22 protein-coding genes and 1 riboswitch are annotated in these 24,718 nt (G+C 63.7%); of the genes, 12 read left to right on the top strand and 10 right to left on the bottom strand.

Annotated features, from left to right (window positions below):
- Positions 1-91: 91 nt before the first annotated feature.
- Entirely contained in the window at positions 92-571 is a 480-nt protein-coding gene (locus tag ACP2YP_RS26395) for a PaaI family thioesterase (protein WP_426419192.1), read from the top strand.
- A 143-nt stretch (positions 572-714) separates the two neighbouring features.
- Here ACP2YP_RS26395 and purQ read toward each other — a convergent pair whose 3' ends face one another.
- A complete protein-coding gene (gene purQ, locus ACP2YP_RS26400) occupies positions 715-1,416 on the bottom strand; it encodes a phosphoribosylformylglycinamidine synthase subunit PurQ (protein WP_426419193.1) in 702 nt (233 codons plus the stop codon).
- A 166-nt stretch (positions 1,417-1,582) separates the two neighbouring features.
- Between purQ and ACP2YP_RS26405 the strand changes: the two genes are divergently transcribed.
- Together ACP2YP_RS26405 and ACP2YP_RS26410 are read left to right on the top strand one after the other, a co-directional pair.
- Positions 1,583-2,599: a magnesium and cobalt transport protein CorA gene (locus ACP2YP_RS26405; protein ID WP_426419194.1), complete on the top strand. Its 1,017-nt coding sequence runs from the start codon at positions 1,583-1,585 to the stop codon at positions 2,597-2,599.
- Positions 2,600-3,429: 830 nt separating this feature from the next.
- Positions 3,430-4,890 carry a hypothetical protein gene (locus ACP2YP_RS26410; RefSeq protein ID WP_426419195.1) on the top strand — a complete coding sequence of 487 codons (1,461 nt, stop codon included), beginning with the start codon at positions 3,430-3,432 and terminating at the stop codon, positions 4,888-4,890.
- Positions 4,891-5,041: 151 nt separating this feature from the next.
- Here the strand turns inward: ACP2YP_RS26410 and purS are convergent, their stop codons facing one another.
- The gene (gene purS, locus ACP2YP_RS26415) at positions 5,042-5,281 is read right to left on the bottom strand and encodes a phosphoribosylformylglycinamidine synthase subunit PurS (RefSeq protein ID WP_148773046.1); all 240 of its coding nucleotides are present in this window, start codon (positions 5,279-5,281) and stop codon (positions 5,042-5,044) included.
- Between the two features lie 13 nt (positions 5,282-5,294).
- Positions 5,295-6,062, bottom strand: coding sequence for a phosphoribosylaminoimidazolesuccinocarboxamide synthase (purC, locus tag ACP2YP_RS26420; RefSeq protein WP_173015815.1), 768 nt, complete (start codon positions 6,060-6,062; stop codon positions 5,295-5,297).
- A gap of 331 nt (positions 6,063-6,393) precedes the next feature.
- On the opposite strand from purC, the gene ACP2YP_RS26425 reads away from it, so the two are divergent.
- Together ACP2YP_RS26425 and purB are read left to right on the top strand one after the other, a co-directional pair.
- Positions 6,394-6,711 carry a DUF1476 domain-containing protein gene (locus ACP2YP_RS26425; RefSeq protein ID WP_426419196.1) on the top strand — a complete coding sequence of 106 codons (318 nt, stop codon included), beginning with the start codon at positions 6,394-6,396 and terminating at the stop codon, positions 6,709-6,711.
- A 94-nt stretch (positions 6,712-6,805) separates the two neighbouring features.
- Positions 6,806-8,248 (top strand): adenylosuccinate lyase, encoded by a 1,443-nt coding sequence (gene purB / locus ACP2YP_RS26430; protein WP_426419197.1) that lies wholly within the window; start codon positions 6,806-6,808, stop codon positions 8,246-8,248.
- 62 nt (positions 8,249-8,310) lie between these two features.
- Here purB and cynS read toward each other — a convergent pair whose 3' ends face one another.
- The gene (gene cynS, locus ACP2YP_RS26435; RefSeq protein ID WP_426419198.1) at positions 8,311-8,796 is read right to left on the bottom strand and encodes a cyanase; all 486 of its coding nucleotides are present in this window, start codon (positions 8,794-8,796) and stop codon (positions 8,311-8,313) included.
- A gap of 178 nt (positions 8,797-8,974) precedes the next feature.
- On the opposite strand from cynS, the gene ACP2YP_RS26440 reads away from it, so the two are divergent.
- Positions 8,975-9,166 (top strand): hypothetical protein, encoded by a 192-nt coding sequence (locus ACP2YP_RS26440; protein WP_426419199.1) that lies wholly within the window; start codon positions 8,975-8,977, stop codon positions 9,164-9,166.
- A gap of 57 nt (positions 9,167-9,223) precedes the next feature.
- Here the strand turns inward: ACP2YP_RS26440 and ACP2YP_RS26445 are convergent, their stop codons facing one another.
- Positions 9,224-10,120 carry a LysR substrate-binding domain-containing protein gene (locus ACP2YP_RS26445; RefSeq protein ID WP_426419200.1) on the bottom strand — a complete coding sequence of 299 codons (897 nt, stop codon included), beginning with the start codon at positions 10,118-10,120 and terminating at the stop codon, positions 9,224-9,226.
- A gap of 116 nt (positions 10,121-10,236) precedes the next feature.
- Between ACP2YP_RS26445 and ACP2YP_RS26450 the strand changes: the two genes are divergently transcribed.
- Complete coding sequence (locus tag ACP2YP_RS26450) at positions 10,237-10,983, top strand: SDR family NAD(P)-dependent oxidoreductase (RefSeq protein WP_426419201.1); 747 nt, start codon at positions 10,237-10,239, stop codon at positions 10,981-10,983.
- A gap of 49 nt (positions 10,984-11,032) precedes the next feature.
- On the opposite strand, the gene ACP2YP_RS26455 is transcribed toward ACP2YP_RS26450, so the two are convergent.
- The gene (locus ACP2YP_RS26455) at positions 11,033-12,241 is read right to left on the bottom strand and encodes a TrmJ/YjtD family RNA methyltransferase (RefSeq protein WP_426419202.1); all 1,209 of its coding nucleotides are present in this window, start codon (positions 12,239-12,241) and stop codon (positions 11,033-11,035) included.
- A gap of 340 nt (positions 12,242-12,581) precedes the next feature.
- Between ACP2YP_RS26455 and ACP2YP_RS26460 the strand changes: the two genes are divergently transcribed.
- On the top strand, positions 12,582-13,796 hold the full coding sequence (locus tag ACP2YP_RS26460; protein WP_426419203.1) for an NADP-dependent isocitrate dehydrogenase: 1,215 nt from the start codon (positions 12,582-12,584) through the stop codon (positions 13,794-13,796).
- A gap of 98 nt (positions 13,797-13,894) precedes the next feature.
- Positions 13,895-14,398 (top strand): DUF3455 domain-containing protein, encoded by a 504-nt coding sequence (locus tag ACP2YP_RS26465; RefSeq protein WP_426419204.1) that lies wholly within the window; start codon positions 13,895-13,897, stop codon positions 14,396-14,398.
- 4 nt (positions 14,399-14,402) lie between these two features.
- Here ACP2YP_RS26465 and ACP2YP_RS26470 read toward each other — a convergent pair whose 3' ends face one another.
- Both ACP2YP_RS26470 and alaS read right to left on the bottom strand, forming a co-directional pair.
- Positions 14,403-15,629, bottom strand: a complete 1,227-nt coding sequence (locus ACP2YP_RS26470) for a cyclic nucleotide-gated ion channel (RefSeq protein WP_426419205.1) — start codon at positions 15,627-15,629, stop codon at positions 14,403-14,405.
- A 6-nt stretch (positions 15,630-15,635) separates the two neighbouring features.
- The gene (alaS, locus tag ACP2YP_RS26475) at positions 15,636-18,332 is read right to left on the bottom strand and encodes an alanine--tRNA ligase (protein WP_426419206.1); all 2,697 of its coding nucleotides are present in this window, start codon (positions 18,330-18,332) and stop codon (positions 15,636-15,638) included.
- A 234-nt stretch (positions 18,333-18,566) separates the two neighbouring features.
- A riboswitch (glycine riboswitch) is annotated at positions 18,567-18,655 on the top strand.
- Between the two features lie 146 nt (positions 18,656-18,801).
- On the opposite strand from alaS, the gene gcvT reads away from it, so the two are divergent.
- From gcvT to gcvP, 3 genes are read left to right on the top strand one after another with little or no spacing between them, the layout of a single operon-like run.
- The gene (gene gcvT, locus ACP2YP_RS26480) at positions 18,802-19,950 is read left to right on the top strand and encodes a glycine cleavage system aminomethyltransferase GcvT (protein WP_426419207.1); all 1,149 of its coding nucleotides are present in this window, start codon (positions 18,802-18,804) and stop codon (positions 19,948-19,950) included.
- A 12-nt stretch (positions 19,951-19,962) separates the two neighbouring features.
- Positions 19,963-20,331, top strand: a complete 369-nt coding sequence (gcvH, locus tag ACP2YP_RS26485; RefSeq protein WP_426419208.1) for a glycine cleavage system protein GcvH — start codon at positions 19,963-19,965, stop codon at positions 20,329-20,331.
- A 17-nt stretch (positions 20,332-20,348) separates the two neighbouring features.
- Positions 20,349-23,216, top strand: a complete 2,868-nt coding sequence (gene gcvP / locus ACP2YP_RS26490; protein ID WP_426419209.1) for an aminomethyl-transferring glycine dehydrogenase — start codon at positions 20,349-20,351, stop codon at positions 23,214-23,216.
- Positions 23,217-23,333: 117 nt separating this feature from the next.
- Here the strand turns inward: gcvP and ACP2YP_RS26495 are convergent, their stop codons facing one another.
- The gene (locus ACP2YP_RS26495; protein WP_426419210.1) at positions 23,334-24,302 is read right to left on the bottom strand and encodes a hypothetical protein; all 969 of its coding nucleotides are present in this window, start codon (positions 24,300-24,302) and stop codon (positions 23,334-23,336) included.
- Positions 24,303-24,317: 15 nt separating this feature from the next.
- Positions 24,318-24,713, bottom strand: coding sequence for a hypothetical protein (locus ACP2YP_RS26500; RefSeq protein WP_426419211.1), 396 nt, complete (start codon positions 24,711-24,713; stop codon positions 24,318-24,320).
- Positions 24,714-24,718: the final 5 nt, after the last annotated feature.

Here is a 24,718-nt window from a genome sequence, read left to right on the forward strand (position 1 = left end):
TTTTGCGGCCGGGGGATGCGGGAACAGGAATTGCAAGGCGCTGACGGATCGGATTTAAGGGCTAAAGACCCGCAATTGAAGGCCCATTTCCTTGCACGAATTGACCAAGGTCCCCACCACCCGCCGCCCCGACCTGCACGTCGCCACCGAGGGCGAGTTCAAGGGCTGGCGGACCTGGATTCGCGACAGTTTTGAGAGCCATATCGGGCCGTTCTGGCACAAGATCGAGGACGACGGCAGCGTCCGTTGTGCCTTCCGGGTCGAGACAAAGCACCTCAACGGCGCCAGGAACGTCCATGGCGGCTGCTTCATGGCCTTCGCCGACTACTGCCTGTTCGCGATCGCGACCCACGAGCTGGATGGCCCGGCCGTGACCACCAATTTCGCCTGCGATTTCCTCGACGCGGCGCGCGAGGGCGAGCTAGTCGAATGCACCGGCGAAGTGTCCCGCGCGGGCGGCTCGCTGATCTTCCTGCGCGGCAAGCTGACCTCAGCCGGCCGGCCGCTGTTCACCTTCTCCGGCACGATCAAGCGGGTGAAGCGGAAGCCGGCACTGCAGGCAAACGCTTAGCGCGACGGCTTCCTTTTTCCGCGCATGCCGATCGGCTTGGGACTCCGTGCTCCTCGGCGAGAGCGTGCTGTCGAAGGTCGCGCTGGACGCTTTGGGAAATCCTGCGCGCACGCGGCAAGCGCACGCTCACCCCACGAACGATATCACTCGGCCTTTTCCAGATGCGCGGTGAGTCCTGCGAACAGGCCGCGGCCATCGGTGCAGCCCATGATGTCTTCGACGTGGTTCTCGGGATGCGGCATCATGCCGAGCACGTTGCCCTTGTCGTTGACGAGGCCGGCGATCGAATGCGCCGCGCCGTTGATGTTGTGGCTCTCGTCGACCGCACCGTCGGCCGAGCAGTAGCGGTAGAGCACCCGCCCCTCGCCCTCGATGCGCTTGATGGTCTCTTCGTCCGCCTCGTAATTGCCCTCGCCATGCGCGACCGGGACGCGGATCACCTGGCCGGCATTGTAGCCGCGGGTGAACGGCGTGTCGGAGCGCTCGACGCGCAGATGCACGTCCTTGCAGATGAATTTCAGCCGCGCATTGCGCATCAGCACGCCCGGCAGCAGGCCGGATTCGCACAGGATCTGGAAACCGTTGCAGACACCGAGCACGAGGCCGCCCTTGGCCGCATAGTCGCGCACCGCATCCATCACTGGCGTCCGCGCCGCAATCGCTCCACAGCGCAGATAATCGCCGTAAGAGAAGCCGCCTGGCACCACTACGAGATCGGTGCCTGGTGGCAGCGAGGTCTCGGCGTGCCAGACCATCGCGGGCTCGTTGCCGGAGATCAACCTCAATGCGCGCGCCATGTCGCGCTCGCGGTTGATTCCGGGAAAGACGAGGATGGCGGCTCTCATGCTTCGGGTTCCGACGGTGACGGGAATCGGGCTGGCCAAAGGGCCAATTCGTCAGCAGACATAGCCATTTGACGGGGATTTTACCAGTGCTAGCCTTGCCGGGCGGCCTTGTACACAGGCCATGACCACAGCGCTCCTGCCAACGATTTTGCCCGGGATCAAAGCCATGAATGTCCCGTCGCTGCCCACATCTCCCTCCGAGCCGCTCCCCGCCGAAGGCGTGATCGCGGCGGGCGCCTATGTCGACGGCCGCCGCGTTGCCAATATCGCCATCGAGGAGGCCGCGAGCTGGCGTGCCAAGCCCGGTCACGTGGTCTGGATCGGACTCTATGAGCCGGACCTGAAGCTCCTGATCGGTGTGCAGAAGCAGTTCGACCTGCACGACCTCGCGATTGAGGACGCCAACAACGCCCATCAGCGGCCGAAGATCGAACAATATGGCGATGGCCTGTTCATCGTCGCGCGCACGGCGCAATTGATCGACGGCAGGATCGCCTTTGGGGAGACCCATCTGTTCGTCGGCGAAGGTTATCTGGTCTCGGTGCGCCACGGCGCCTCGACGTCGTATACCGCGGTGCGTGCACGCAGTGAGAGCTGTCCCCGCGCCCTTGCCCGCGGCGAGGACTACATCCTCTACGCCATCCTCGATTTCATCGTCGACAATTATTCACCCGTGCTGGAAACGATCCACGAGGAGGTCGAACAGATCGAGGACGACGTGCTCGCCAATCCGATGACGCGGGAACAGATCGAACGGCTCTATATGCTTCGCCGCGATCTGCTGCGACTACGCAACGCGATTGGACCGCTGGTGGAAGTCTGCCGCCGGCTCGAGCACGACAATTTGTCGATGGTGCGCGCGACCATGCGGCCGCTGTTTCGCGACGTTACCGATCATGTGCGCAACATTCAGGAGCGTATCGATTCGATGCGCGAGGTGCTGGCGTTCGCCTTCGAGGCAAGCCTTCTGGTCGGCCAGGCCCAGGAGACCGCGGTCTCCAAGAAGCTGGCCTCATGGCTTGCCATCATCGCCGTGCCGACCGCCGTCGCCGGCATCTACGGGATGAATTTCAAATACATCCCCGAGCTGCAATGGGAGTACAGCTACTTCGTCGTGATGGGAATGATGGCGCTCGCCTGCGCCGGCCTGTACTGGCGCTTCCGCCACGTGGGTTGGCTGTGAGTGCGAAGAGCAATCGCCCGATTGCGTCACTACCAGTGTGACACTTGGCGAACTGGAATTGGCGGATTGATCAACGAGCCGTTGAGATCTCTTGTTGCATAGTGGACGTGCGGAACCCGCCGGCTCCACTCCATCCATTGTCGCGATGACATCACCTGGCTGGACTTGCCGCCCGGTTGGACGGATGGCGGCGAGCAGCCGCGCCACAGCAGCTTCGTCCATTAAAATTTCAGCAAAGAGCACCGCTTCAATTGGTGATGAAAGAGTCACGAGAACTAGCGTGAATGGACCATCACTGCATGGTGATGACAACGGGCGAAGACTTCACCGTCAACTGTGAATCAACTCACACTTACGCTGTCGAAGACGTCATACTGTTCACCCTAAGGTAGCAATTTTGAAAAGGAGTGTCGAATGGCCCTGCAGACCTCAGCACCAGCTTCTCGCGTTCCAAGCGGGACAGCTTCAAAGAGAGGAGTCAAAGCGCCGGCGCCGGCAACATTGATTGGCCGGCCTGCAGCGACAATTGACGCACAGGCGGCAAAGCCCATCGTCAAGCCACATGCCGCTAAAGTGCGCGACGCTGCAGCGGAGAGTTCGATGGTGGCCCGGCGAAGCCCGGCAGGAACCGCTTCAAAATCGGCGAGGAAGCCGCCAGCAGCGGCAACCGTTATCGCACCAACAAGTCCTCGACCAGAAGCTCACAGGCAGGTGGCGAAGGTGATCGCGAGGCCGCCCGCGAGGATCGTTACGAAATAATTTTGGCAAGTCCATCCGGAAGCCTGCAGGGGGAGGGCGTTGCAGGTTGCATCAATTTCAGGAGTTGTAACATGTCGTATTCAAAGACCATTGCGGCAGTCTCACGCATTCCAAACAGCATGGAGATCTGGTGGATCGGGGCCGACGGTTCGGTCAATGACGCCTTCTGGTACGATGGCGCTTCATGGCAGACGTTTCAGCTGGCGCCACCGGGTAGCGCATCGCCGAATGGCGGCATTGCGGCCGTCTCGCGCGTTCCCAACAGCATGGAGGTTTGGTGGATCGGGCCCGATGGCTCGGTCAACGACGCCTTCTGGTACGATGGCAGTTCATGGCAAACGTTCCAACTGGCGCCGCCGGGTAGCGCATCCCCGAATGGCGGCATTGCGGCTGTCTCGCGCATTCCCAACAGCATGGAGGTCTGGTGGATCGGGCCCGATGGCTCGGTCAATGACGCCTTCTGGTACGACGGCAATCCGTGGCAGCGATTCCAGTTGGCGCCGCCGGGCAGCGCATCCCCGAGCGGCGGCATCAGTGCCGTCTCGCGAATTTCCAACAGCATGGAGGTCTGGTGGATTGGGCCCGACGGCTCCGTGCACGATGCCTTCTGGTACGACGGAAGCTCGTGGCAAACGTTCCAGTTGGCGCCGCCGGGCAGCGCTTCGTCGAATGGCGCCATCACCGCCGTCTCTCGAATTCCGAACAGCATGGAGGTGTGGTGGATCGGGGCAGACAATTCAGTGCAGGATGCGTACTGGTACGATGGAGCCTCATGGCAACGCTTCCAACTGGCCCCTCCGGGCAGCGCGTCGTCGAATGGCGGCATTACCGCCGTCTCGCGAATTCCGAACAGCATGGAGCTCTGGTGGGTCGGCGGCGACGGCTCGGTCAACGACGCCTTCTGGTACGACGGCAGCTCTTGGCAGATCTTTCAGTTGGCACCGCCCGGCAGCGCGTCGTCAAACCGCGGCATTGCCGCTGTCTCACGCATTCCAAATAGCATGGAGGTCTGGTGGATCGGGGCGGACGATTCCGTACAGGATGCATTCTGGTACGATGGAAGCTCATGGCAGCGATTCCAGCTGTACCCCGCATTACCGGCTCCGCCCCCCACGCAATTGGACTTCGACTGGAATCCGATCGTGTTTGATAGCGGCGTTGCAGTCGGAGGACATGCTCACCTCACGATTCGGAATGACGGCACCTTCAGCTTCTCCGGCCACTTCCACGATTCCGGAGCCCTCGAATACAACATGCAGCTGGTGTGGGCCGTAAAAGACTCAAGGAACATTGTCTATACGTTCGAGCATCAGGGGCATGTCTCGGGGACATTTGAATCGGGTTCTCGCGATGATGACTGGGACAATGAAGGGCAGAACGACGCGATACGCAACAACTGGCCGAATATCGTAGCCGCGTGGTCATGGACGGCTCAAGCCAAGGCCAACGGTGACCTAACCAATCTCCTCAATAGCATCATAGGAGGTCTCGGCCTCGTGACGGGAGTTATTGGAATAGTTGTCGCTGTATAACGTTCGAACTGGCCGCGAACCAACGGAAGCCGGCATCGGGTCGTCCGCAACGCCTGGACAACCGAAGAACGACGCTGGCTTCCGAATGGCGCGGGCGGGTCTAAGACTTAAAGGCGGGCGTCTCGAAGGATGGGCCGCGGATGAGGCAGTCTCAGACGATCTCGACCCGATAGTTCTCGATCACGGTGTTGGCGAGCAGCTTGTCGGCGGCGTCTTTCAGCGCAGCTTCCGCCTTGGCCTTGTCGGCGCCGGCGAGCTCGATGTCGAACACCTTGCCCTGCCGCACGCTGGCGACGCCGTCGACGCCGAGCGACTTCAGCGCGCCTTCGATCGCCTTGCCCTGCGGATCGAGGATGCCGGTCTTCAGGGTAACGGTAACACGTGCCTTCACGTCACAATCCTCTTCAGCTCTTCACCAGCACCGGGCCGGAGCCCTGCGGGCGCTCGTTCTCCATGAGGATGCCGAGGCGTTTTGCAACTTCGGTGTAGGCCTCAAGCAGGCCGCCGAGATCCCTGCGGAAACGGTCCTTGTCGAGCTTCTCGTTCGACTTGATGTCCCAGAGACGGCAGCTATCCGGGGAGATCTCGTCGGCGACGATGATCCGCATCATCTCATTCTCGAACAGCCGGCCGCACTCCATCTTGAAGTCGACGAGGCGGATGCCGATGCCGAGGAAGAGGCCGGTGAGGAAGTCGTTGACGCGGATGGCGAGCGCCATGATGTCGTCGATCTCCTGCGGCGTGGCCCAGCCGAAGGCGGTGATGTGCTCTTCCGACACCATGGGGTCGTTGAGCTGGTCGTTCTTGTAGTAGAACTCGATGATCGAACGGGGCAGCTGGGTGCCCTCCTCGATGCCGAGGCGCTGCGACAGCGAGCCGGCGGCGACGTTCCGCACCACCACCTCGAGCGGCACGATCTCGACCTCGCGAATCAACTGCTCGCGCATGTTGAGCCGGCGGATGAAGTGGGTAGGCACCCCGATGTCGTTGAGGTGCTGAAACAGGTACTCCGAGATCCGGTTGTTGAGGACACCCTTGCCCTCGATCACCTGATGCTTCTTCGCATTGAACGCGGTGGCGTCATCCTTGAAGTGCTGGATCAGGGTACCGGGCTCCGGACCTTCGTAAAGAACCTTTGCCTTGCCTTCATAAATGCGACGCCGACGGCTCATTGGGATGTACCGTGTTTTGTTGAAATCCATGTATTTGGTGTGCTCCGATTACCAGGTTACGACCCACAGCGGAGCTGCCGTGAACGACCCGGAACCCATCTGAAACTCAAGGAAAATTCCAAGGAAACAGAACAGGAACCAAGCCTTTAGGCAACCTATCCGATTGGCGGTCCCAGCACAATCGATCCGGCCCATCCGACGCTGACTTATACCGCCTTGCCTGCGGCTTTACGGCTCGTTGTTTCGCCAATTCCTGCCCCCTATCTAGGCATGCGGCAGGTCCCTCGCAACGAGGGTCGCCACATCCAGCCAGCAGGGAAACGGAAGACTCATGAGCGAATTCGACAAGCGCGAGGAAGGCTTTGAGAAGAAGTTTGCCCTCGACGAGGAGCAGAAATTCAGGGCGGAGGCCCGCCGTAACCGGCTGCTGGGGCTGTGGGCGGCCGAAAAGCTCGGAATCACGGGCGAAGCCGCCACCGCCTATGCCAAGGAGGTCGTCGCGGCCGATTTCGAGGAAGCCGGCGACGTCCTGCGCAAGATCATGGCCGATTTCGCCGCCAAGAACCTGATCGTCACCGAACAGGCGATTCGCGGCAAGATGAACGAGCTGATCGCGGTCGCAGCCGCCGAGGTGAAGGCCGGGAAATAGGCTGACGGCGAGCGGCGGAGGACGACGGACGTCCCGCCCGCCCGCGTGCCCTCTCGGGCTTGCAGCCGGCGTCGGGCAATGCCAAATGGGCGGCATGTCCCAAGATCACAGCTCAGATCATATTTCGAACGTTCTCGCCCAACGCTATGCCTCGCCCGCCATGCGCGCCATCTGGAGTGGCGAAGGCAAGGTTCGCCTCGAACGCGACTACTGGATCGCCGTGCTGAAAGGCCAGCGCGATCTCGGCATTGCCGTGCCCGATGGCGTGATCGAGGCTTACGAGCGCGTGAAGGACCAGGTCAACCTGGCCTCCATCATGCGGCGCGAGCGCGTCACCCGCCACGACGTGAAGGCGCGGATCGAGGAGTTTTGTGATCTGGCCGGACATGAGCACCTGCACAAGGGCATGACCAGCCGCGACCTCACCGAGAACGTGGAGCAGCTGCAGGTCTATCGCGGGCTGCAGCTCGTCGAGACCAAGAGCATCGCCGCGCTCATTCGCTTTGCCAGGCACGCCAAGCAATTGCGCGACATGCCGTTCACGGCGCGCACGCACAACGTGGCCGCACAGGTCACGACGCTCGGCAAGCGCATCGCCATGTTCGGCGAGGAGATGCTGGTTTCACATCAGAGCCTGGTCAATTTGCTCGATACCTATCCCGCGCGCGGCCTGAAGGGCGCGGTCGGCACAAGGCTCGATCAGATCACGCTGTTCAATGGCGATGCCGGCAAGGCGCGCGCGCTCGAGCAGCGCATTCTCGTCCACCTCGGTCTGCCCAAGAGCTTTGATGCGGTCGGCCAGGTTTATCCGCGCAGCCTCGACTTCCGCGCGGTCAGCGTGCTGACCGAGCTCGCCAGCGGTCCCGGCAATTTCGCCAAGACGCTGCGCCTGATGGCGGGCCACGAGCTCGCCAGCGAAGGTTTTGCCAAAGGCCAGGTCGGCTCGTCCGCGATGCCGCACAAGATGAACAGCCGCTCCTGCGAGCGCATCAACGGTCTGCATGTCGTGCTGAAGGGCTATCTCGCAATGGCCGCCGGCCTCGCCGGCGATCAGTGGAACGAAGGCGATGTCTCCTGCTCCGTCGTCCGCCGCGTGATGCTGCCCGATGCCTTCCTCGCCATGGACGGCCTGCTCGAGACCCTGCTGTCCGTGCTCGACCAGATGGAAGTGTTCGACGCCGTCGTCGCGACCGAGCTCAACCGCTATCTGCCTTTCCTGCTGACCACCACGGTGATGATGGAAGCGGTGAAGAAGGGGGCCGGCCGCGAAGGCGCGCATGAGGCGATCAAGGAGCACGCGGTCGCGGCCATTCGCGACCTGCGGACCGGCACGATCGTGCAGAACGACCTGCTTAAGCGCCTCGCCGCCGATCAGCGTCTCGGCTTGAGCGAAGCCGAGCTGCAGCGCGTGCTCGATCACGGTCGCGCCAATTCCGGCGATGCCGGCGCCCAGGTCGATTACTTCGCCGAGCAGGTTGACGCGCTGGCGAAGGCGAAGCCTGAAGCGGCCAAGTACGCGCCGGGCGCGATCCTTTAACAGCGAGTCGTAAGTGGCGGGTAGCGAATGGAAAAGAGCGTCCATCCGCTACTCGCAATTCACTACTCGCCCTCTTTAAATCCGTACTCCGGCACGTTGCCGCTGGCGCCGTAATATTTGTACGGCAGGAATTTGCCGCTCATGGTGATCTTGACGCGATCGCCCTTCGGGTTGGGCAGGCGCTCCATCACCATGTCGAAGTCGATCGCCGACATGATGCCGTCGCCATACTCTTCCTCGATCAGCGCCTTCCAGGCGGGCCCGTTGACCATGACCAGCTCATAGAAGCGATAGATCAGGGGATCAGTCGGCGGCATCGCCATGCCGCGCATCGGCGTCTCGTTCAGCATCGTCGTCTCGGCCTTCGACAGGCCGAACAGCTCGGCGGCGTTCGCGGCTTGCGGCTTGGTCAGCTTCATCTGACCAAGGATCGCGCCAACGATCAGCACCTCGGAATAGCCGCCGATCTTCTCGCAGATATATTTCCAGCTCCAGCCCTTCTCGCGCTTGATGTCGAGCAGCTTCTCGGTGAGGTCTTCGCGTTTCATGTCAGGGTCTCCCTTGGCGAGGCAATGTCACGGGCCTGCCGCTTTGGGAGGCACGAAACGTGCCAATAAATGAGGCTTAGGGCTTCACGCCGGCCCCTCGCCTCGCCCCACCGGCTTCGCCTGCAATTGCGATCCGCATAGCAGCAGCTTCGACAAGACGCCGCTCCTGCTGGACCGGATGTCAGCCTGGATCGAAGCCCGCTCGCGCCCCGGCGAGCGCTGCATCATCACGGCCTGGCCAACCGGCCGCGACGGCCGCAAGCGCACCGCCGAGACGGCTCTGCATGATGAAGGCAGGAGATTGCTGGCGGTGGCGAAAACGACATGGATTGCAGTCGAGCGCGAGGTGCAGCTCGGGTCAACTTCGTAGGAAGGATTCGCCCGCGGCTGCGCGAAACGCCGTCCGATGGCGTAATCCGCCATCGCACTACACCAGCGGCGTCTTGGAAAAACCAGCCGCGAGATGATCGATGAGCGCGCGGACGGCTCGAGGCAGCCCTCGTCGGGTCGTGAACACGAGATGCACCATACCGCGGTGACCGCGCCATTCCGAAAGCACATGGACGAGCTTGCCTTGCCCCAGCGCGTCCCGACAGAGGTGATCGGGCAGGAGCGCAACACCGAGGCCGGCGACCGCCGCATCACGCACCGCGCCGAAGTCGCCGCACCCCATGCGCGGTTCGTGCTTGAGAACACGAATCTGTCCATCGTCGGTCTGCAGATGCCATTCAACCAGATCGTTGTCGTCTGACGTCGCCAAGGTGGGAAGTGCGGTCAGGTCATCTAGAGTCCGCAGCCGGCTTGCAAGCTGGGGGCTCGCGACAAGGATGCGCGTGGATGTCCCGAGCGACCGCATCGTGAGCGCTGCATCGCCCGACAGGACTGCACGAACGCGCAGAGCCACATCGATCCGCTCGTCGATCAGATCAACGGGCCTGTCGATGGCGACGAACTGAAGGCGCACCTTGGGATAGCGGACCAGGAAGCCCGACGTGAGCGCGAATATTTCCGCGACCATGCCGGTCGGGCAACTGAAGCGAATGCGGCCGTGAGGCTCGGCCTGCGCTTGCGTCACCAGTGCCTCGGCCTGCTCAGCTTCGGACAGGATTGCGCGACAGCGCTCGTAGAAGGCTTGCCCTACTTCGGTGACGCGAAAACGTCGGCTGGACCGCTCGATCAGGCGCAAGCCCAGGCGCTCTTCCAGCCCGGCAATCCGCCGGCTGAGCTTTGACTTGGGCTCGCGCAGAGCCCTCCCGGCTGCAGCGAATCCGCCGTGCCCAACCACCTCGGCAAAATAGGCAAAGTCGTTCAAATCAGCCTTCATCGTTCCTCTCATAGAACGGTGTGTATCATATATGCTAACTTTTCACACCATCGTTCCGTAAGCATCTACGACGGGCAACGGCGATTGTCGCCAAATGCTTTCGAAGGAGATGGACGATGACGAACAGGTTCAACAACAAGGTCGTGGTGGTGACCGGCGGCACCAGCGGCATCGGCCTCGCGACCGCCAAAGCTTTCGCAGCCGAAGGCGCCTCGGTGTTCATTACCGGTCGCCGGCAGGAAGCGCTGGACGCGGCCGTGAAATCGATCGGCAGTCGCATGACCGGCGTGCAGGGAGACATGGCCAATCTTGCCGATATCGACCGCCTCTACGACGCCGTTCAAAAAAAGCACCAGCAGATCGACGTAATCTTTGCCAATGCCGGCGGCGGCGAGTTCGCGCCGCTCGGTGCGATCACCGAGGAGCACTACCAGCGCACGTTCGACACCAACGTGAAGGGCGTCCTCTTCACGGTTCAGAAGGCGCTGCCATTGCTCCGCGAAGGCGCTTCCATCGTGCTGAACGCGTCGACCACAAGTGTCTCGGGTACGCCCGCCTTCAGCGTCTATTCGGCGACCAAGGCGGCCGTGCGCAACTTCGCGCGCAATTGGATCCTCGACCTGAAGGATCGGCGCATCCGCGTGAACGCGATCAGCCCCGGCGTCACCGACACTCCCGGGTTGAACGAGCTGTTCGGCGAGCAGGCTGAAGGCACGAAGACGTATGTCGCCGGACTAATCCCGGCCGGCCGCGTCGGGCAGCCCGAGGAGATCGCCAAAGCCGTGCTGTTCCTTGCCTCCGACGAGGCGAGCTTCGTCAACGGCGTCGAGCTCTTCGTCGACGGTGGTCAGGTTCAGATCTGAAACGCGCGCCCATCGCAAATGAACGATGGATCGCGGAAGGGCGACACCTCTACGAGGCGGCTGATCCTTCCGCGATCATCGCCTGCAGCCGCACCAGCTCCGCCTCAAGATCGCGCTCCACATCCGCCGCCCGGATCTCAATCACCCGATAATCCCGCGCCTCCAGCCAGGCCCGCCGCGAAGCCCGATCAGCCGCGATGGTCTCACCCTCGCCCGCGTTGACCAGCTCGATCGCGATACGGTGCGGGAAGGAGACGAAGTCCGGGATGTGGCGGCCGACCGGGGTCTGGCGCTTGAATGCTCCCGCGAAGCGGCGGTCGCGCGTGAGCGCCTGCCAGAGCAGCCGCTCGGCATCGGTCGGATTGCGGCGAAGCAGGCGCGCGAGGCCGCGCACGGTCGAGCCGCTGTCGGGCACGCCGCCGCCCTGTCCGTGCTCGGCCAGCAGAGCGCGCAGGCGCGTGGCCTGCTCGCCGTCGAGCACGCCGCCCTTGGCCGGGCCCTTGCGCCCTTCCGCGATCGCCATCACCACACCATGGAGGGTGTGCATGTCCTGCTTGGTCGGCTCCATCCGGCTGAAGATGTTGCGCAGGTTGACCAGCATGGTGTCGCGCTTCTCGGCCGGGCGCAAAAATTCGACCCGGTCGAGCTCGCGAATGAGGTTGTCGAAGAAGGCCTGCATCTGGTGCTGTGAGGCGCGCTCGGAGCGCTCCGGCATGGCGTGCGGCAGCTCGCCTGAGGTCGCCCGCTTGAACCATTCGTAGCCGACCAGCAGCACGGCCTGGGCGAGGTTGAGCGAGGCGAAGCCCGGATTGACCGGAAAGGTGATGATGCGGTTGGAGAGCCCGACCTCCTCGTTGGTCAACCCCCATCGCTCCCGTCCGAACAGGATGCCGGCCTTGCCCCCGGTCGCGACGTGCCCCGAAATTTCCGCCGCTGCCGCCTCCGGCCCGACCACCGGTTTGGCCTGGTCGTGGGGACGGGCAGTGGTGGCGAACAGCAGATCGAGATCGGCGACGGCCTCGCCGACCGTGTCGAACAATTCGACGTTTTCCAGAATGTTGTCGGCGCCGGCAGCGGCCCGCTGGGCGGCGGTGTTGGGCCAGCCGTCGCGGGGGTTGACGATGCGCAGGCGGCTCAGGGCAAAATTGCCCATGGCGCGCGCCGCCATGCCGATGTTTTCACCGAGCTGCGGCTCGATCAGGATCACGATGGGACCGTCGAGGGCGAGGCCCGCCTTGCTCTTGTCAGTCCCCGACATTTCGTTTCGCTTTCACAGTGGTTCTCAAGGCCTTGCCAGGGCGCTCTTCAGAAATTGATTCAAAGCCGGTTCAGCGTCGGCTGCCCGCTCGCCTGTCGTTTGCCTGTCCTGACAAAATTCTCAAGGGAAATAACGGGGTTAGATTCGACTTTTGAATCTCTCCTGAAGCTTCAGGCCCACCTCAGCGGCGGGACCGCTCCCCGTCCCTCATCTGTGGAAGCTGGATGAGCTAAAAGTGCATAATCACTTGGCTTTCGCCCACCGCGGTCCGGTGCTAAGAGGCGGCGGATATTCAAATTGGCGCCCCGCAAGCGCCGTTCCCAAGAGGGCTTCTCCGATCATGGCAAAAATCAAGGTATCCAATCCCGTCGTCGAACTCGATGGCGACGAGATGACCCGGATCATCTGGCAGTACATCAAGGACAAGCTGATCAACCCGTTCCTGGATGTCGAGCTGCAATATTTCGACCTGGGCATGGAGCACCGCGACCACACCAACGATCAGGTGACCATCGACGCCGCCGAGGCGATCAAGAAGGTCGGCGTCGGCGTCAAGTGCGCCACCATCACCCCGGACGAGGCCCGGGTGAAGGAGTTCAACCTCAAGCAGATGTGGAAGTCGCCGAACGGCACCATCCGCAACATCCTCGGCGGCGTGATCTTCCGCGAGCCGATCATCTGCAAGAATGTGCCGCGCCTGGTTCCCGGCTGGACCAAGCCGATCATCATCGGCCGCCATGCCTATGGCGACCAGTACCGCGCCACCGACATCAAGTTCCCGGGCAAGGGCACCCTGTCGATGAAGTTCGTCGGCGAGGACGGCACCGTGATCGAGAAGGAAGTGTTCAAGGCGCCCGGCGCCGGCGTCGCCATGGAGATGTACAATCTCGACGACTCCATCATCGACTTCGCCCGCGCCTCGCTGAACTACGGCCTGCTGCGCAACTACCCGGTCTATCTCTCGACCAAGAACACGATTCTGAAGGTCTATGACGGCCGCTTCAAGGACATCTTCCAGGACATCTACGACCGCGAGTTCAAGAAGGAATTCGAGGCCAAGGGCCTGACCTATGAGCACCGCCTGATCGACGACATGGTGGCCTCGGCGCTGAAGTGGTCCGGCGGCTACGTCTGGGCCTGTAAGAACTACGACGGCGACGTGCAGTCCGACACGGTCGCTCAGGGCTACGGCTCGCTCGGCCTGATGACCTCGGTGCTGCTCACCCCCGATGGCAAGACGGTCGAAGCCGAAGCCGCCCACGGCACGGTGACCCGTCACTACCGCGAGCATCAGAAGGGCAAGGAGACCTCGACCAACTCGATCGCGTCGATCTTCGCCTGGACTCGTGGCCTGTCGCACCGCGCCAAGCTCGACAACAATCCGGAACTGGCGAAGTTCGCGAACACGCTGGAGAAGGTGTGCGTCGACACGGTCGAAGAAGGCTACATGACCAAGGACCTCGCGCTCCTGGTCGGCGCCGACCAGCGCTGGCTCTCGACCACCGGCTTCCTCGACAAGGTTGCGGAGAATCTCACGAAGGCGTTGGCGGCCTGAGCCGTCCGCAATTTCGCCCGACTGGGTCGGACATCATCACGGGCCGCGTCTCAAGCGCGGCCCGTTCGTTTTATGAGACCCTCCGCGGAGATGCGACCATGTCGACCAAGTTTGCTGCCCCCTGCCTGCTGTTGCTCGCGGCCATGATCGGGCCAGCCGGGGCCGCGGAGACGCTTCCCGATGCCATCGCAGCCCCCGGCGAGAGCGTCGTGCTCAGCGTCCACGCCGAGGGCGCGCAGGTCTATGAGTGCAAGGCCGGCACCGACGGCAAGCTCGCCTGGGCTTTTCGCGAGCCGATCGCGACGCTGCTCTCCGAGGGCAAGACCATCGGTCGCCACTATGCCGGCCCGAACTGGGAGCTTGCCGACAGCAGCGCCGTCGTCGGCAAGGCCATCGGCAACGCACCGGGCGCAACGGCTCCCGATATCCCCTGGCTGAAGCTGGAGGTCACCACCCACCGCGGCAGCGGCTTGCTGACCCCGGTCACGACCGTCCAGCGCATCAACACCCATGGCGGCAAGCTTGACGGCGCATGCGAGAAGGCCGGCGAGTTCAGGAGCGCGCCCTACTCGGCCGAGTATGTTTTCCTGAAGAAGGGCTGACCGCTCAGCGGTCGGTACCCTCGCGCTCCGCCTGCGCCAGCTCGGCTGCCGCGAGATCGCCGGTCTCCTCCAGCCGCGCTCTCGCAGTCTCATGGACATGGGCGGCGAGCGTCGGCATGCGCGCGATCAGGGCATGAAAGTCCTGGGCGTCGAGCAGCAGGAGCCGCGTCTTGCGCGTCGCCGTCACCGTGCCGCTGCGTTTGGTTTTATGCAGCAGCGCGATCTCGCCGAAGAAGGTGCCGTCGCCGAGCCGCACATGCTGGCTCGGCAGCGCGATCTCGACTTCGCCGGCGGTGATGAAATACATCGACGAGGCGGCATCCCCTCGCCGCACCAGGACCTCGCCCTGCTCGATGGTGCGGGCGCGGAGCAGCCGCATGATGTCGGCGATCTCCGAGGCCGACAAATGCGAGAACAGCGGCACGCGGGCCAGCATGCCCCAGGTGACGACGAAGTCGCGCCGCTTCACCTCTTCGGCAAAGGCGGTCGAAATGATCGCGACCGGCAGCGCGATCATGGCGAAGCCTGAGATAATCGTGAACACCGAGATGATCTTTCCGAGCGCCGTCACCGGCACGACGTCGCCATAGCCGACGGTGCCGAGCGTCACGATCGCCCACCACATCGCGTCCGGAATGGTGCCGAGCTTGTCCGGCTGCACCTCGTGCTCGATGGCGTAGAGCAGCGAGGCGAACGTCAGGACCGCGCCGGCGAGGATGACGAGGCAGCCGATCAGCGCGCGCCGCTCGGCATGCACGGCGGCGAGCAGCGAGCGCATCGCCGGCGAATATCGTATCAGCTTGAAGAACGGCAGCACGCCGAGCGCGGCGAGCGTCGCATGCCGGCCCGTGACCAGCACGATTGCGGCAGGCAGGAACGCCAAGAGGTCGATGATGCCGAGCGCCGACAAGGCATAGCCGAGCCGGTCGGCGAGCGCGGAGCCCTTGCGCGGCGTGTGGCCTGCCACCGTCCAGAGCCGCGCGGCGTATTCCAGCGCGAACACGATGACGCAGAAGATGGCGACGGCCGAGAACAGCACGCCGAACCGCGTGTCCAGCTCCGGCACCGAGGCGAGGATCATCGCCGCGACGTCGAGCACGATGACGCCAATGATGATCTGGATAAAGCGCGATCCCGCCGAATAGGCCAAGGGATCGTGCTCCAGCAATTCGTAGAGGCGATCCCTTAAGTTGGGATCGCGAAGCCCAATTCCTCGCGGAACGAGGCCCATGGTGCTCTACGCGCCGGCCGATTTTTGATCCAGGATGGCTTTTTCGATCGCGGCAAGTGCCTCGGTCGCCTTGGCCCCATCCGGTCCGCCGGCCTGCGCCATGTCGGGCCGGCCGCCGCCGCCCTTGCCGCCCAGCGCCTCGGAGGCGACGCGCACCAGGTTCACGGCGTTGAAGCGCGAGGTGAGATCGGCGGTGACGCCGACCACGATTCCGGCCTTGCCGTCCTCGGTGACGCCGATGATGGCGACCACGCCGGAGCCGATCTGCTTCTTGCCGTCGTCCGCAAGGCTCTTGAGATCCTTCATCTCGATGCCCTCGACCGCACGCGCCATCAGCTTGACGTTGCCAACCTCGCGCACGCCGCTGGCTGCGCCATTGCTGCCGGCTGACGCACCGCCGCCCATCGCGAGCTTCTTGCGGGCGTCGGAGAGTTCGCGCTCGAGCTTCTTGCGCTCCTCCATCAGCGCGGTGATGCGCGCCGGAACGTCGTCGATGGAGGTGCGCAGCTCGTGGGCCGCGGTCTTCGCCAGCGCCATGGTCTCGTTGGCGTGCTTGCGCGCGTAATTTCCGGTCAACGCCTCGATGCGGCGCACGCCGGAGGCGACCGCGCTCTCGCCGGTCAGCGTGATCAGGCCGATGTCGCCGGTGCGCCGCACATGCGTGCCGCCGCAGAGCTCGACCGACCAGCCAAGCGCGTTGACGCCGCGCTCGCGCGCGGTTCTGCCCATCGAGACGACGCGAACCTCGTCGCCATACTTCTCGCCGAACAGCGCGCGCGCCCCGGCCTCGCGGGCCTCGTCGACGCCCATGACGCGGGTGGTGACCTCGTCGTTCTCCAGCACCACGTCGTTGGCGATGTCCTCGACGCGGGCAAGCTCCTCCGCCGTGATCGGCTTCGGATGCACGAAGTCGAAACGCAGGCGGTCGGGCGCGACCATCGAGCCGCGCTGGGCGATATGGTCGCCGAGCACCTGGCGCAGCGCCTCGTGAATGAGATGCGTGGCCGAGTGATGCGCGCGGATGGACGAGCGGCGCGAATGATCGACCTCGAGCTGCAACGCGGTGCCGACCTTCAGCTCGCCGCTCTCCAGCGTGCCGACGTGAACGAAGAAATCGCCGAGCTTCTTCTGGGTGTCGGTGACGCGGAACTTGATGCCGCCCTCACCCGTCAGCACGCCCGTGTCGCCGACCTGGCCGCCGGACTCCGCATAGAACGGCGTCTGGTTGAGCAGAAGCGCGCCGGTGTCGCCGGCTTTGAGGCTCGCAACTTCCCGGCCGTCCTTCACCAGCGCGGACACCACGCCTTCGGCGCTCTCGGTCTCGTAGCCCAGAAATTCGGTGGCCCCGAGCTTCTCGCGCAGCGGGAACCAGATCGCCTCGGAGGCCGCTTCGCCGGACCCCTTCCAGGACTCACGCGCCTTGGCCTTCTGGCGCTCCATCGCGTCGGTGAAGGCGGACTGGTCGACGCCGATGCCGCGCGACTTCAGCGCGTCCTGCGTCAGGTCGAGCGGGAAGCCATAGGTGTCGTACAGCGTGAAGGCGACGTCGCCGTCGAACATGTCGCCCTTCTTTAAGGACGCGCTCTTCTCGTCGAGGATGGCGAGGCCGCGCACCAGCGTCTTGCGGAAGCGGGTCTCTTCCAGCCGCAGCGTTTCCTCGATCAGATTCTCCGCACGCATCAGGTCGGGATAGGCCTGGCCCATCTCGCGGACCAGCGCCCAGACCAGGCGATGCATCAGCGGCTCTTTCGCGCCGAGCAGCTGCGCATGGCGCATCGCGCGGCGCATGATCCGGCGCAGCACATAGCCGCGGCCTTCGTTCGAGGGCAGCACACCATCCGCAACGAGGAAGGCCGACGAACGCAAATGGTCGGCGATGACGCGGAACGAGGCCACGGTCTGCTCGTTCGGCCCGCTGCCGAGCGCCGACGACGTCGCATCGATCAGATGACGGAACAGATCGGTCTCGAAGATGCTGTCGACGCCCTGCATGATGCTGGCCATGCGCTCCAGCCCCATGCCGGTGTCGATCGAGGGACGCGGCAGATCCACGCGCTCCTCTTTCGTCACCTGCTCGTATTGCATGAAGACGAGATTCCAGAATTCGAGGAAGCGGTCGCCGTCCTCTTCCGGTGAACCCGGAGGGCCGCCCCAGATGTGGTCACCGCGATCGATGAAGATCTCCGAGCACGGGCCGCACGGGCCGGTGTCGCCCATCGCCCAGAAATTGTCCGAGGTCGGGATGCGGATGATGCGGTCGTCGGAGAAGCCGGCGATTTTCTTCCAGAGCCCGTGCGCCTCGTCGTCGGTGTGGTAGACGGTGACGAGCAGCTTGTCCTTGTTCAGCCCGAAGTCTTTCGTGATGAGCTTCCACGCCAGCTCGATCGCGCGCTCCTTGAAATAGTCGCCGAACGAGAAGTTGCCGAGCATCTCGAAGAAGGTGAGATGGCGCGCGGTGTAGCCGACATTGTCGAGGTCATTGTGCTTGCCGCCGGCGCGCACGCATTTCTGCGAGGTGGTGGCGCGCTGATAGGGCCGCTTCTCGACGCCGGTAAAAACGTTCTTGAACTGCACCATGCCGGCATTGGTGAACATCAACGTCGGATCATTGCGCGGCACCAATGGCGAGGACGTCACGATCTCGTGGCCGTTCTCGGCAAAGAAGTTCAGAAAGGTCGACCTGATCTCGTTGACGCCGCTCATGTTCATCCAATCGAGTGTGCTTGGACCCGCTTCCTCGCCGTCCAAACCTGGGATTCGGGCTGATATCTGCGGGCCAAAGCGCTTTTAGACAAGGCCAGCTTCGCTGTCCAGAAACTGTGCAGAGAGATCAGAGGGTTGCCGCAGTCGCGTAATCCACGTTGCAATCCCGTTGAAAGCCGCAAAGGGCGCGTTGACAGGCTTGGCCGGGCTGTGGTCTTTACCCATCTGTATCGTACGGCCACGTCGGGAGAGACCGGCTTCATTGCCGGCGCCGAAGGAGCAACCGCCCCGGAAACTCTCAGGCAAACGGACCGCGTGGCTTTGACGACATCTGGAAAGAGGCGCCGACGGGCTTAAGGCCCGGACTGCGTCCGCCGACGGGATAATACTCTCAGGCACAGCGACAGATGGGGCTTCGACTGGTTTGTCTCGGGGAATCATCCCCGGGGAACCGCCGAGGGCCCCTGTGATGCTTGCGCGTGACGACAAAGATTCCCTCCGACGCACACCCCTTTACGACCTGCATGTGTCGCTCGGCGGCAAGATGGTGCCGTTCGCGGGCTATGACATGCCGGTCCAATATCCGGCCGGGGTGCTGAAAGAGCACCTCCAGACCCGCACCTCCGCCGGGCTGTTCGACGTCTCGCACATGGGCCAGATCGCACTCCGGCCCAAGTCCGGCAAGGTGGAAGATGCCGCCCGCGCGCTGGAGCGGCTGGTGCCACAGGATATCGTCGCGGTTGCGCCGGGACGACAGCGCTACGCCCAGTTCACCAATGAAGATGGCGGCATTCTCGACGATCTGATGGTCGCCAATTTCGGCGATCATCTGTTCCTGGTCGTCAACGCCGCCTGCAAGGCCGAGGACGAGGCGCATCTGCGCGCGAACCTCTCGGACGCCTGCAACATCGATTCTCTCGCCGATCGCGCACTGATCGCCCTGCAGGGCCCGAAGGCCGAAGCCGCACTGGCGAAATTGTGTGCAGAGGCGCCCTCCATGAAGTTCATGGACGCCGGCCCGCATGAGGTCGCCGGCCTCGCCTGCTTCGTCTCGCGTTCGGGCTATACCGGCGAGGACGGTTTTGAGATTTCGTGGCCTGCTGCGGATGCCGAGCGCCTGGCCAAAACGCTGCTGGAAAATCCCGACGTGATGCCGATCGGTCTCGGTGCCCGCGACAGCCTGCGGCTGGAAGCCGGGCTCTGCCTCTATGGCCACGACATCGACACCGCGACCACGCCGGTCGAGGCCGCGCTGGAATGGTCGGTGCAGAAGAGCCGCCGCACCGGTGGCGCCCGCGCGGGTGGTTTCCCCGGCGCAGAGAAAATCCTCGCGCATTTCGATCATGGTGCGCCCCGCCGCCGCGTCGGCCTGCTCGCCCAAGGTCGCGCACCGGTGCGCGAAGGCGCGCTGCTGTTTGCCGATAGCGTAGGCGGCGAGCCGATCGGAAAGGTCACCTCGGGCGGCTTCGGCCCGAGCCTGAATGCGCCGGTCGCCATGGGCTACGTGCCCACGAGCTTAAGCGCGCTCGACACAAAACTCTTCGCCGAGGTGCGCGGGCAACGCCTCGCCCTCACCGTCGCCGCCATGCCCTTCGTGAAAAACACCTACAAACGCTGAGGACCTAAGAAAATGACCACGACGCTGTACACCTCCGACCACGAATGGCTCGCGATCGACGGCGATGTCGCCACGGTCGGCATCACCGATTACGCGCAGTCGCAGCTCGGCGACGTCGTGTTCGTCGAATTGCCCAAGGTCGGCCGCGCTCTGAAGAAGGCCGAAGCCGCCGCTGTCGTGGAATCGGTGAAGGCCGCCTCCGACGTCTACGCGCCTGTGACCGGCGAAGTGCTCGAGACCAACGACGCGCTCGCCGCCGAACCGGCGCTGGTGAACTCGGACGCGCAAAGCAAGGCCTGGTTCTTCAAGATCAAGATTGCCGACAAGAGCGAACTCGGCGGCCTCATGGATGAAACCGCCTACAAGGCCCACACGGCTTGAGGACGATGGAGCAAGCGATGACCGCGCACCGTAAATCCAGCGGCGACACCGCCGCCAATTTCGCTCGCCGCCACATCGGCCCGTCGGCGCGCGATGTCACCGCAATGTTAGAGGCGGTCGGCGCTAGAAGCGTCGACGCGCTGATGGCGGAAACGCTGCCAGCCTCGATCCGGCAGGCAGCCCCGCTCGATCTCGGCAAGCCGCTGAGCGAGACCGAGGCGATCGCGCATATGAGCGAGCTCGCGCGGCAGAACCAGGTCTTCACCTCGCTGATCGGCCAGGGCTATTCCGGCACGACCCTGCCCGCGGTGATCCAGCGCAACATCCTCGAAAACCCCGCCTGGTACACGGCGTATACGCCCTATCAGCCCGAGATCAGCCAGGGCCGGCTGGAGGCGCTGTTCAACTTCCAGACCATGATCTGCGACCTCACCGGGCTCGACGTCGCCAACGCCTCGCTGCTCGACGAGGCGACTGCGGCGGCCGAAGCGATGGCACTCGCGGAGCGGCACTCGCGGGTCGAGGCGAAAGCCTTCTTCGTCGACAAGGACGTGCATCCGCAGACGTTAGCTGTGATGCGCACCCGCGCCGAGCCGCTCGGCTGGTCGCTGGTCGTCGGCGATCCCCTCACCGATCTCGACAAGGCCGACGTGCTCGGTGCGCTGCTGCAATATCCTGGAACCTCGGGCGCGGTGCGCGACCTCAGGCCCGCGATCGCAGCGCTGAAGGCCAAGGGTGCACTCGCAATCGTTGCCGCCGATCTGCTGGCGCTGACATTGCTCGCCTCGCCCGGCGAGCTCGGTGCCGACATCGCGATCGGCACGGCGCAGCGCTTTGGCGTGCCGATGGGCTATGGTGGCCCGCACGCGGCCTATATGGCGGTGCGCGATGCGCTGAAGCGCTCGCTGCCCGGCCGCATCGTCGGCCTCTCCGTCGATTCCCGCGGGATGCCTGCCTATCGCCTCGCGCTGCAGACCCGCGAGCAGCACATCCGCCGCGAGAAGGCGACGTCCAACATCTGTACCGCGCAGGTACTGCTGGCCGTGATCGCCGCGATGTATGCGGTCTATCACGGCCCCGAGGGGCTTGCGCAGATCGCGCGCAATGTGCATCGCCGCGCCGCCGTGCTCGCTAGCGGCCTGCGCAAGCTCGGCTTCGCGCTGACGAGCGAAGCCTTCTTCGACACGCTCAGCGTCGATGCCGGTGCCAAGCGCGCCGAGATCGTTGCGCGCGCAGCCGCCGAGACAATCAATCTCGGCGTTGGTGAAGCGGCGCTCCGCATTGCGCTCGACGAGACCACGACGCCCGCAACTGTGGAAGCGGTCTGGCGCGCGTTCGGCGGCCAGCTTTCCTACGCCGAGATCGACGCGACCACGCGCGAGGCGCTGCCGGAGGCGCTGACACGCGGTACCGCCTTTCTCACCCATCCGGTGTTCCACGCGCATCGCTCGGAGACCGAGATGCTGCGCTACATGCGCAAGCTCAGCGATCGCGACCTCGCGCTCGACCGCGCCATGATCCCGCTCGGATCCTGCACCATGAAGCTGAACGCGACCACCGAGATGATGCCGCTGACCTGGCCGGAATTCGCCTCCTTGCACCCCTTCGCTCCGCGCGAGCAGGCCAAGGGCTATCATGCGCTGTTCGCGCGGCTGGAAAAATGGCTGTGCGACATCACCGGCTATGACGCGATCTCGCTGCAGCCGAATTCAGGCGCTCAAGGAGAATATGCCGGGCTTTTGGCCATCCGCGGCTATCACGCCGCGCGCGGCGAAACGCGCCGAAAAATCTGCCTGATCCCCTCCTCCGCCCACGGCACCAACCCGGCTTCGGCCGCGATGGTCGGCATGGACGTGGTGGTGGTCGCGTGCGAGGCCAACGGCGACGTCGATGTCAATGATCTCCGCGCCAAGGCGGAGAAGCACTCGGCCAATCTCGCCGCTGTCATGATCACCTATCCCTCGACGCATGGCGTGTTCGAGGAGCACATAAGCGAGATCTGCGACATCGTGCATGGCCATGGCGGCCAGGTGTATCTGGACGGCGCCAACCTCAACGCGCAGGTCGGCCTGTCCCGACCCGGCGATTACGGCGCCGATGTCAGCCATCTCAATCTGCACAAGACGTTTTGCATCCCGCATGGCGGGGGCGGCCCCGGCATGGGCCCGATCGGCGTCAAGGCGCATCTCGCGCCGTTCCTGCCGGGTCACCCAGCGGCCCAGGCAGAAGCGCCGGTCGGCCCGGTCTCGGCCGCGCCGTTCGGTTCGGCCTCGATCCTCACCATCTCCTACATCTACATTTTGATGATGGGCGGCGAAGGCCTGAAGCGCGCCACCGAGATCGCGATCCTCAACGCCAATTACATCGCGGCACGGCTCGATGCGCACTTCCCGGTGCTCTACAAGAACGCCAGGGGTCGCGTCGCACATGAGTGCATCGTCGACCCGCGGCCGCTGAAGACGACCTCCGGCGTCACCGTCGACGACATCGCAAAGCGCCTGATCGACTACGGCTTCCACGCGCCCACCATGAGCTTCCCGGTGCCGGGCACGCTGATGATCGAGCCGACCGAGTCGGAATCGAAGGCGGAGCTGGACCGGTTTTGCGACGCCATGATCGCGATCCGCGAGGAGATCGCCGAGGTCGAGGCCGGCCGCTTCAAGATCGAGGCCTCGCCCTTGCGCCACGCCCCGCACACCGTGCACGACATCGCCGATGACGACTGGAAGCGCGCCTACAGCCGCACTGAAGGCTGCTTCCCCGCCGGCACCTCGCGCACCGATAAATATTGGAGCCCGGTCGGCCGCGTCGACAACGTCTATGGCGACCGCAACCTGGTGTGCTCGTGCCCGCCGGTGAGCGATTACGCGGAAGCGGCGGAGTAACGGCTTCGTAGGGTGGGCAAAGCGGAGCGTGCCCACCACCGTTGTGCGCTTCGAATATGGTGGGCACGGCGCTTGCGCGCCTTTGCCCACCCTACGGCACCGAACGCGCCTCTAGGGCTAAACCAACAATCGGCTTTCGCGATCCCACCGCCACAGCCGTCCGTTGGTCAATTCAGTACCGCCCCACCAGCGCTTGATTGGGTTGTGACGCCACAAATCGTCTTCGCGAGCGAGAAGTGAACGCCCGAGTTCAGTCAGCGTGACCTTCCACTCGCTCTTGCCGAAGTAGCGGGCCTCATTGTCGAACGACGGATCGCCCAACAGGACCGGCGGCACCGAATGTTCCCCCAGTTCGATCAAGACAGCTTGCGCGTCGCCCTCGTCGAACACATCGCGAAGCCACCTCGCCTCGCAAACGCGCCTTGGGTCGGTTTGCCCGTCGTTCACAAAGTCGAGGAGGTCCATTTCGCTGGCACCGAGTCCCGTCACACTGTCCGGAAGCTCTTCAAGCATCGCAATCAACGCCGATCGAAGTCTCGGCCGAATCATTAGATCCGTCATCAGCAGATCGAAACAGGACTCTGGCGTTTCAGCCCGGTAGGCTCGCCAGGCGCGGCTTGCCGCCACCAAATGGTTGTCGGTCACCTTGAAGGCCGGCAGCTTCCATTTCGCGACAGACTCCGGCGCATAGCTTGCAACAACGTCGTCCGTGTGCACCAGGCTCAGCTTTGTTGTGATCTCCTTGTAGGGGCGCAGCAGGTCCAGCAACCAGACGAGCACAAGCTGATCATTGGGCCGAGGATCGACCCAGATTTCAATTGAGCCGAACTTTGCACACAGCTCAAAGAAACCGGTGTCGCGCGTGCCGAAGTCTTCCAGCGAGCCACGACAAACGTCGTCGAGCCAATGATCGCCAGGTTTGCAGTGCTTTGCCGATCGCCGCTCCAACCCTATCAAAAGCTGTTCTTCGGAAGGCAATTTCCTCGAGATGAAACGTAGATAGAACCCGAGCGCGACGTTCGCGACACTCGCCTGCCGAAGCACGTCTTCCGCAAGATCATTCGTGGCTAAGATCAAATGGGACACGATTGCCTCTCAAAATTATACGCAGTACAGGAACACTCTGAGCGAATACGTACGTAGGGTACGGGTGCCGCCCCACCAGCGATCGATCCGGTTGTGGCGGCGAAAATTCTCATCGCCCCCCAGCACCGCTTTGCCGAACTCGGTGAGCGACAATCGGGATTGCTTGTACCGCTGCAAGCGGTTTGAATCGTTATGCATCTCCAGGTCGAGGCACCAGGACGGCGTATCGTCCAGCCAATGAAGGCCATGTGGCCGCGTTGTGCGTGGCGCAACGAACGCTTCGAGCTCCGCCTCGGATGGCAATTGTCCCCAAACCAATCGCCGCTCGATCGCAATCACAAGATCGGCAAGGCCCGCCTGTTGAATGGCGCCGGCGATGGACGAGTCTGTCGTGACAATGAGCCGCGTCATGTTCC

This window comes from Bradyrhizobium genosp. A (assembly GCF_049949275.1).
Classification (GTDB): domain Bacteria; phylum Pseudomonadota; class Alphaproteobacteria; order Rhizobiales; family Xanthobacteraceae; genus Bradyrhizobium.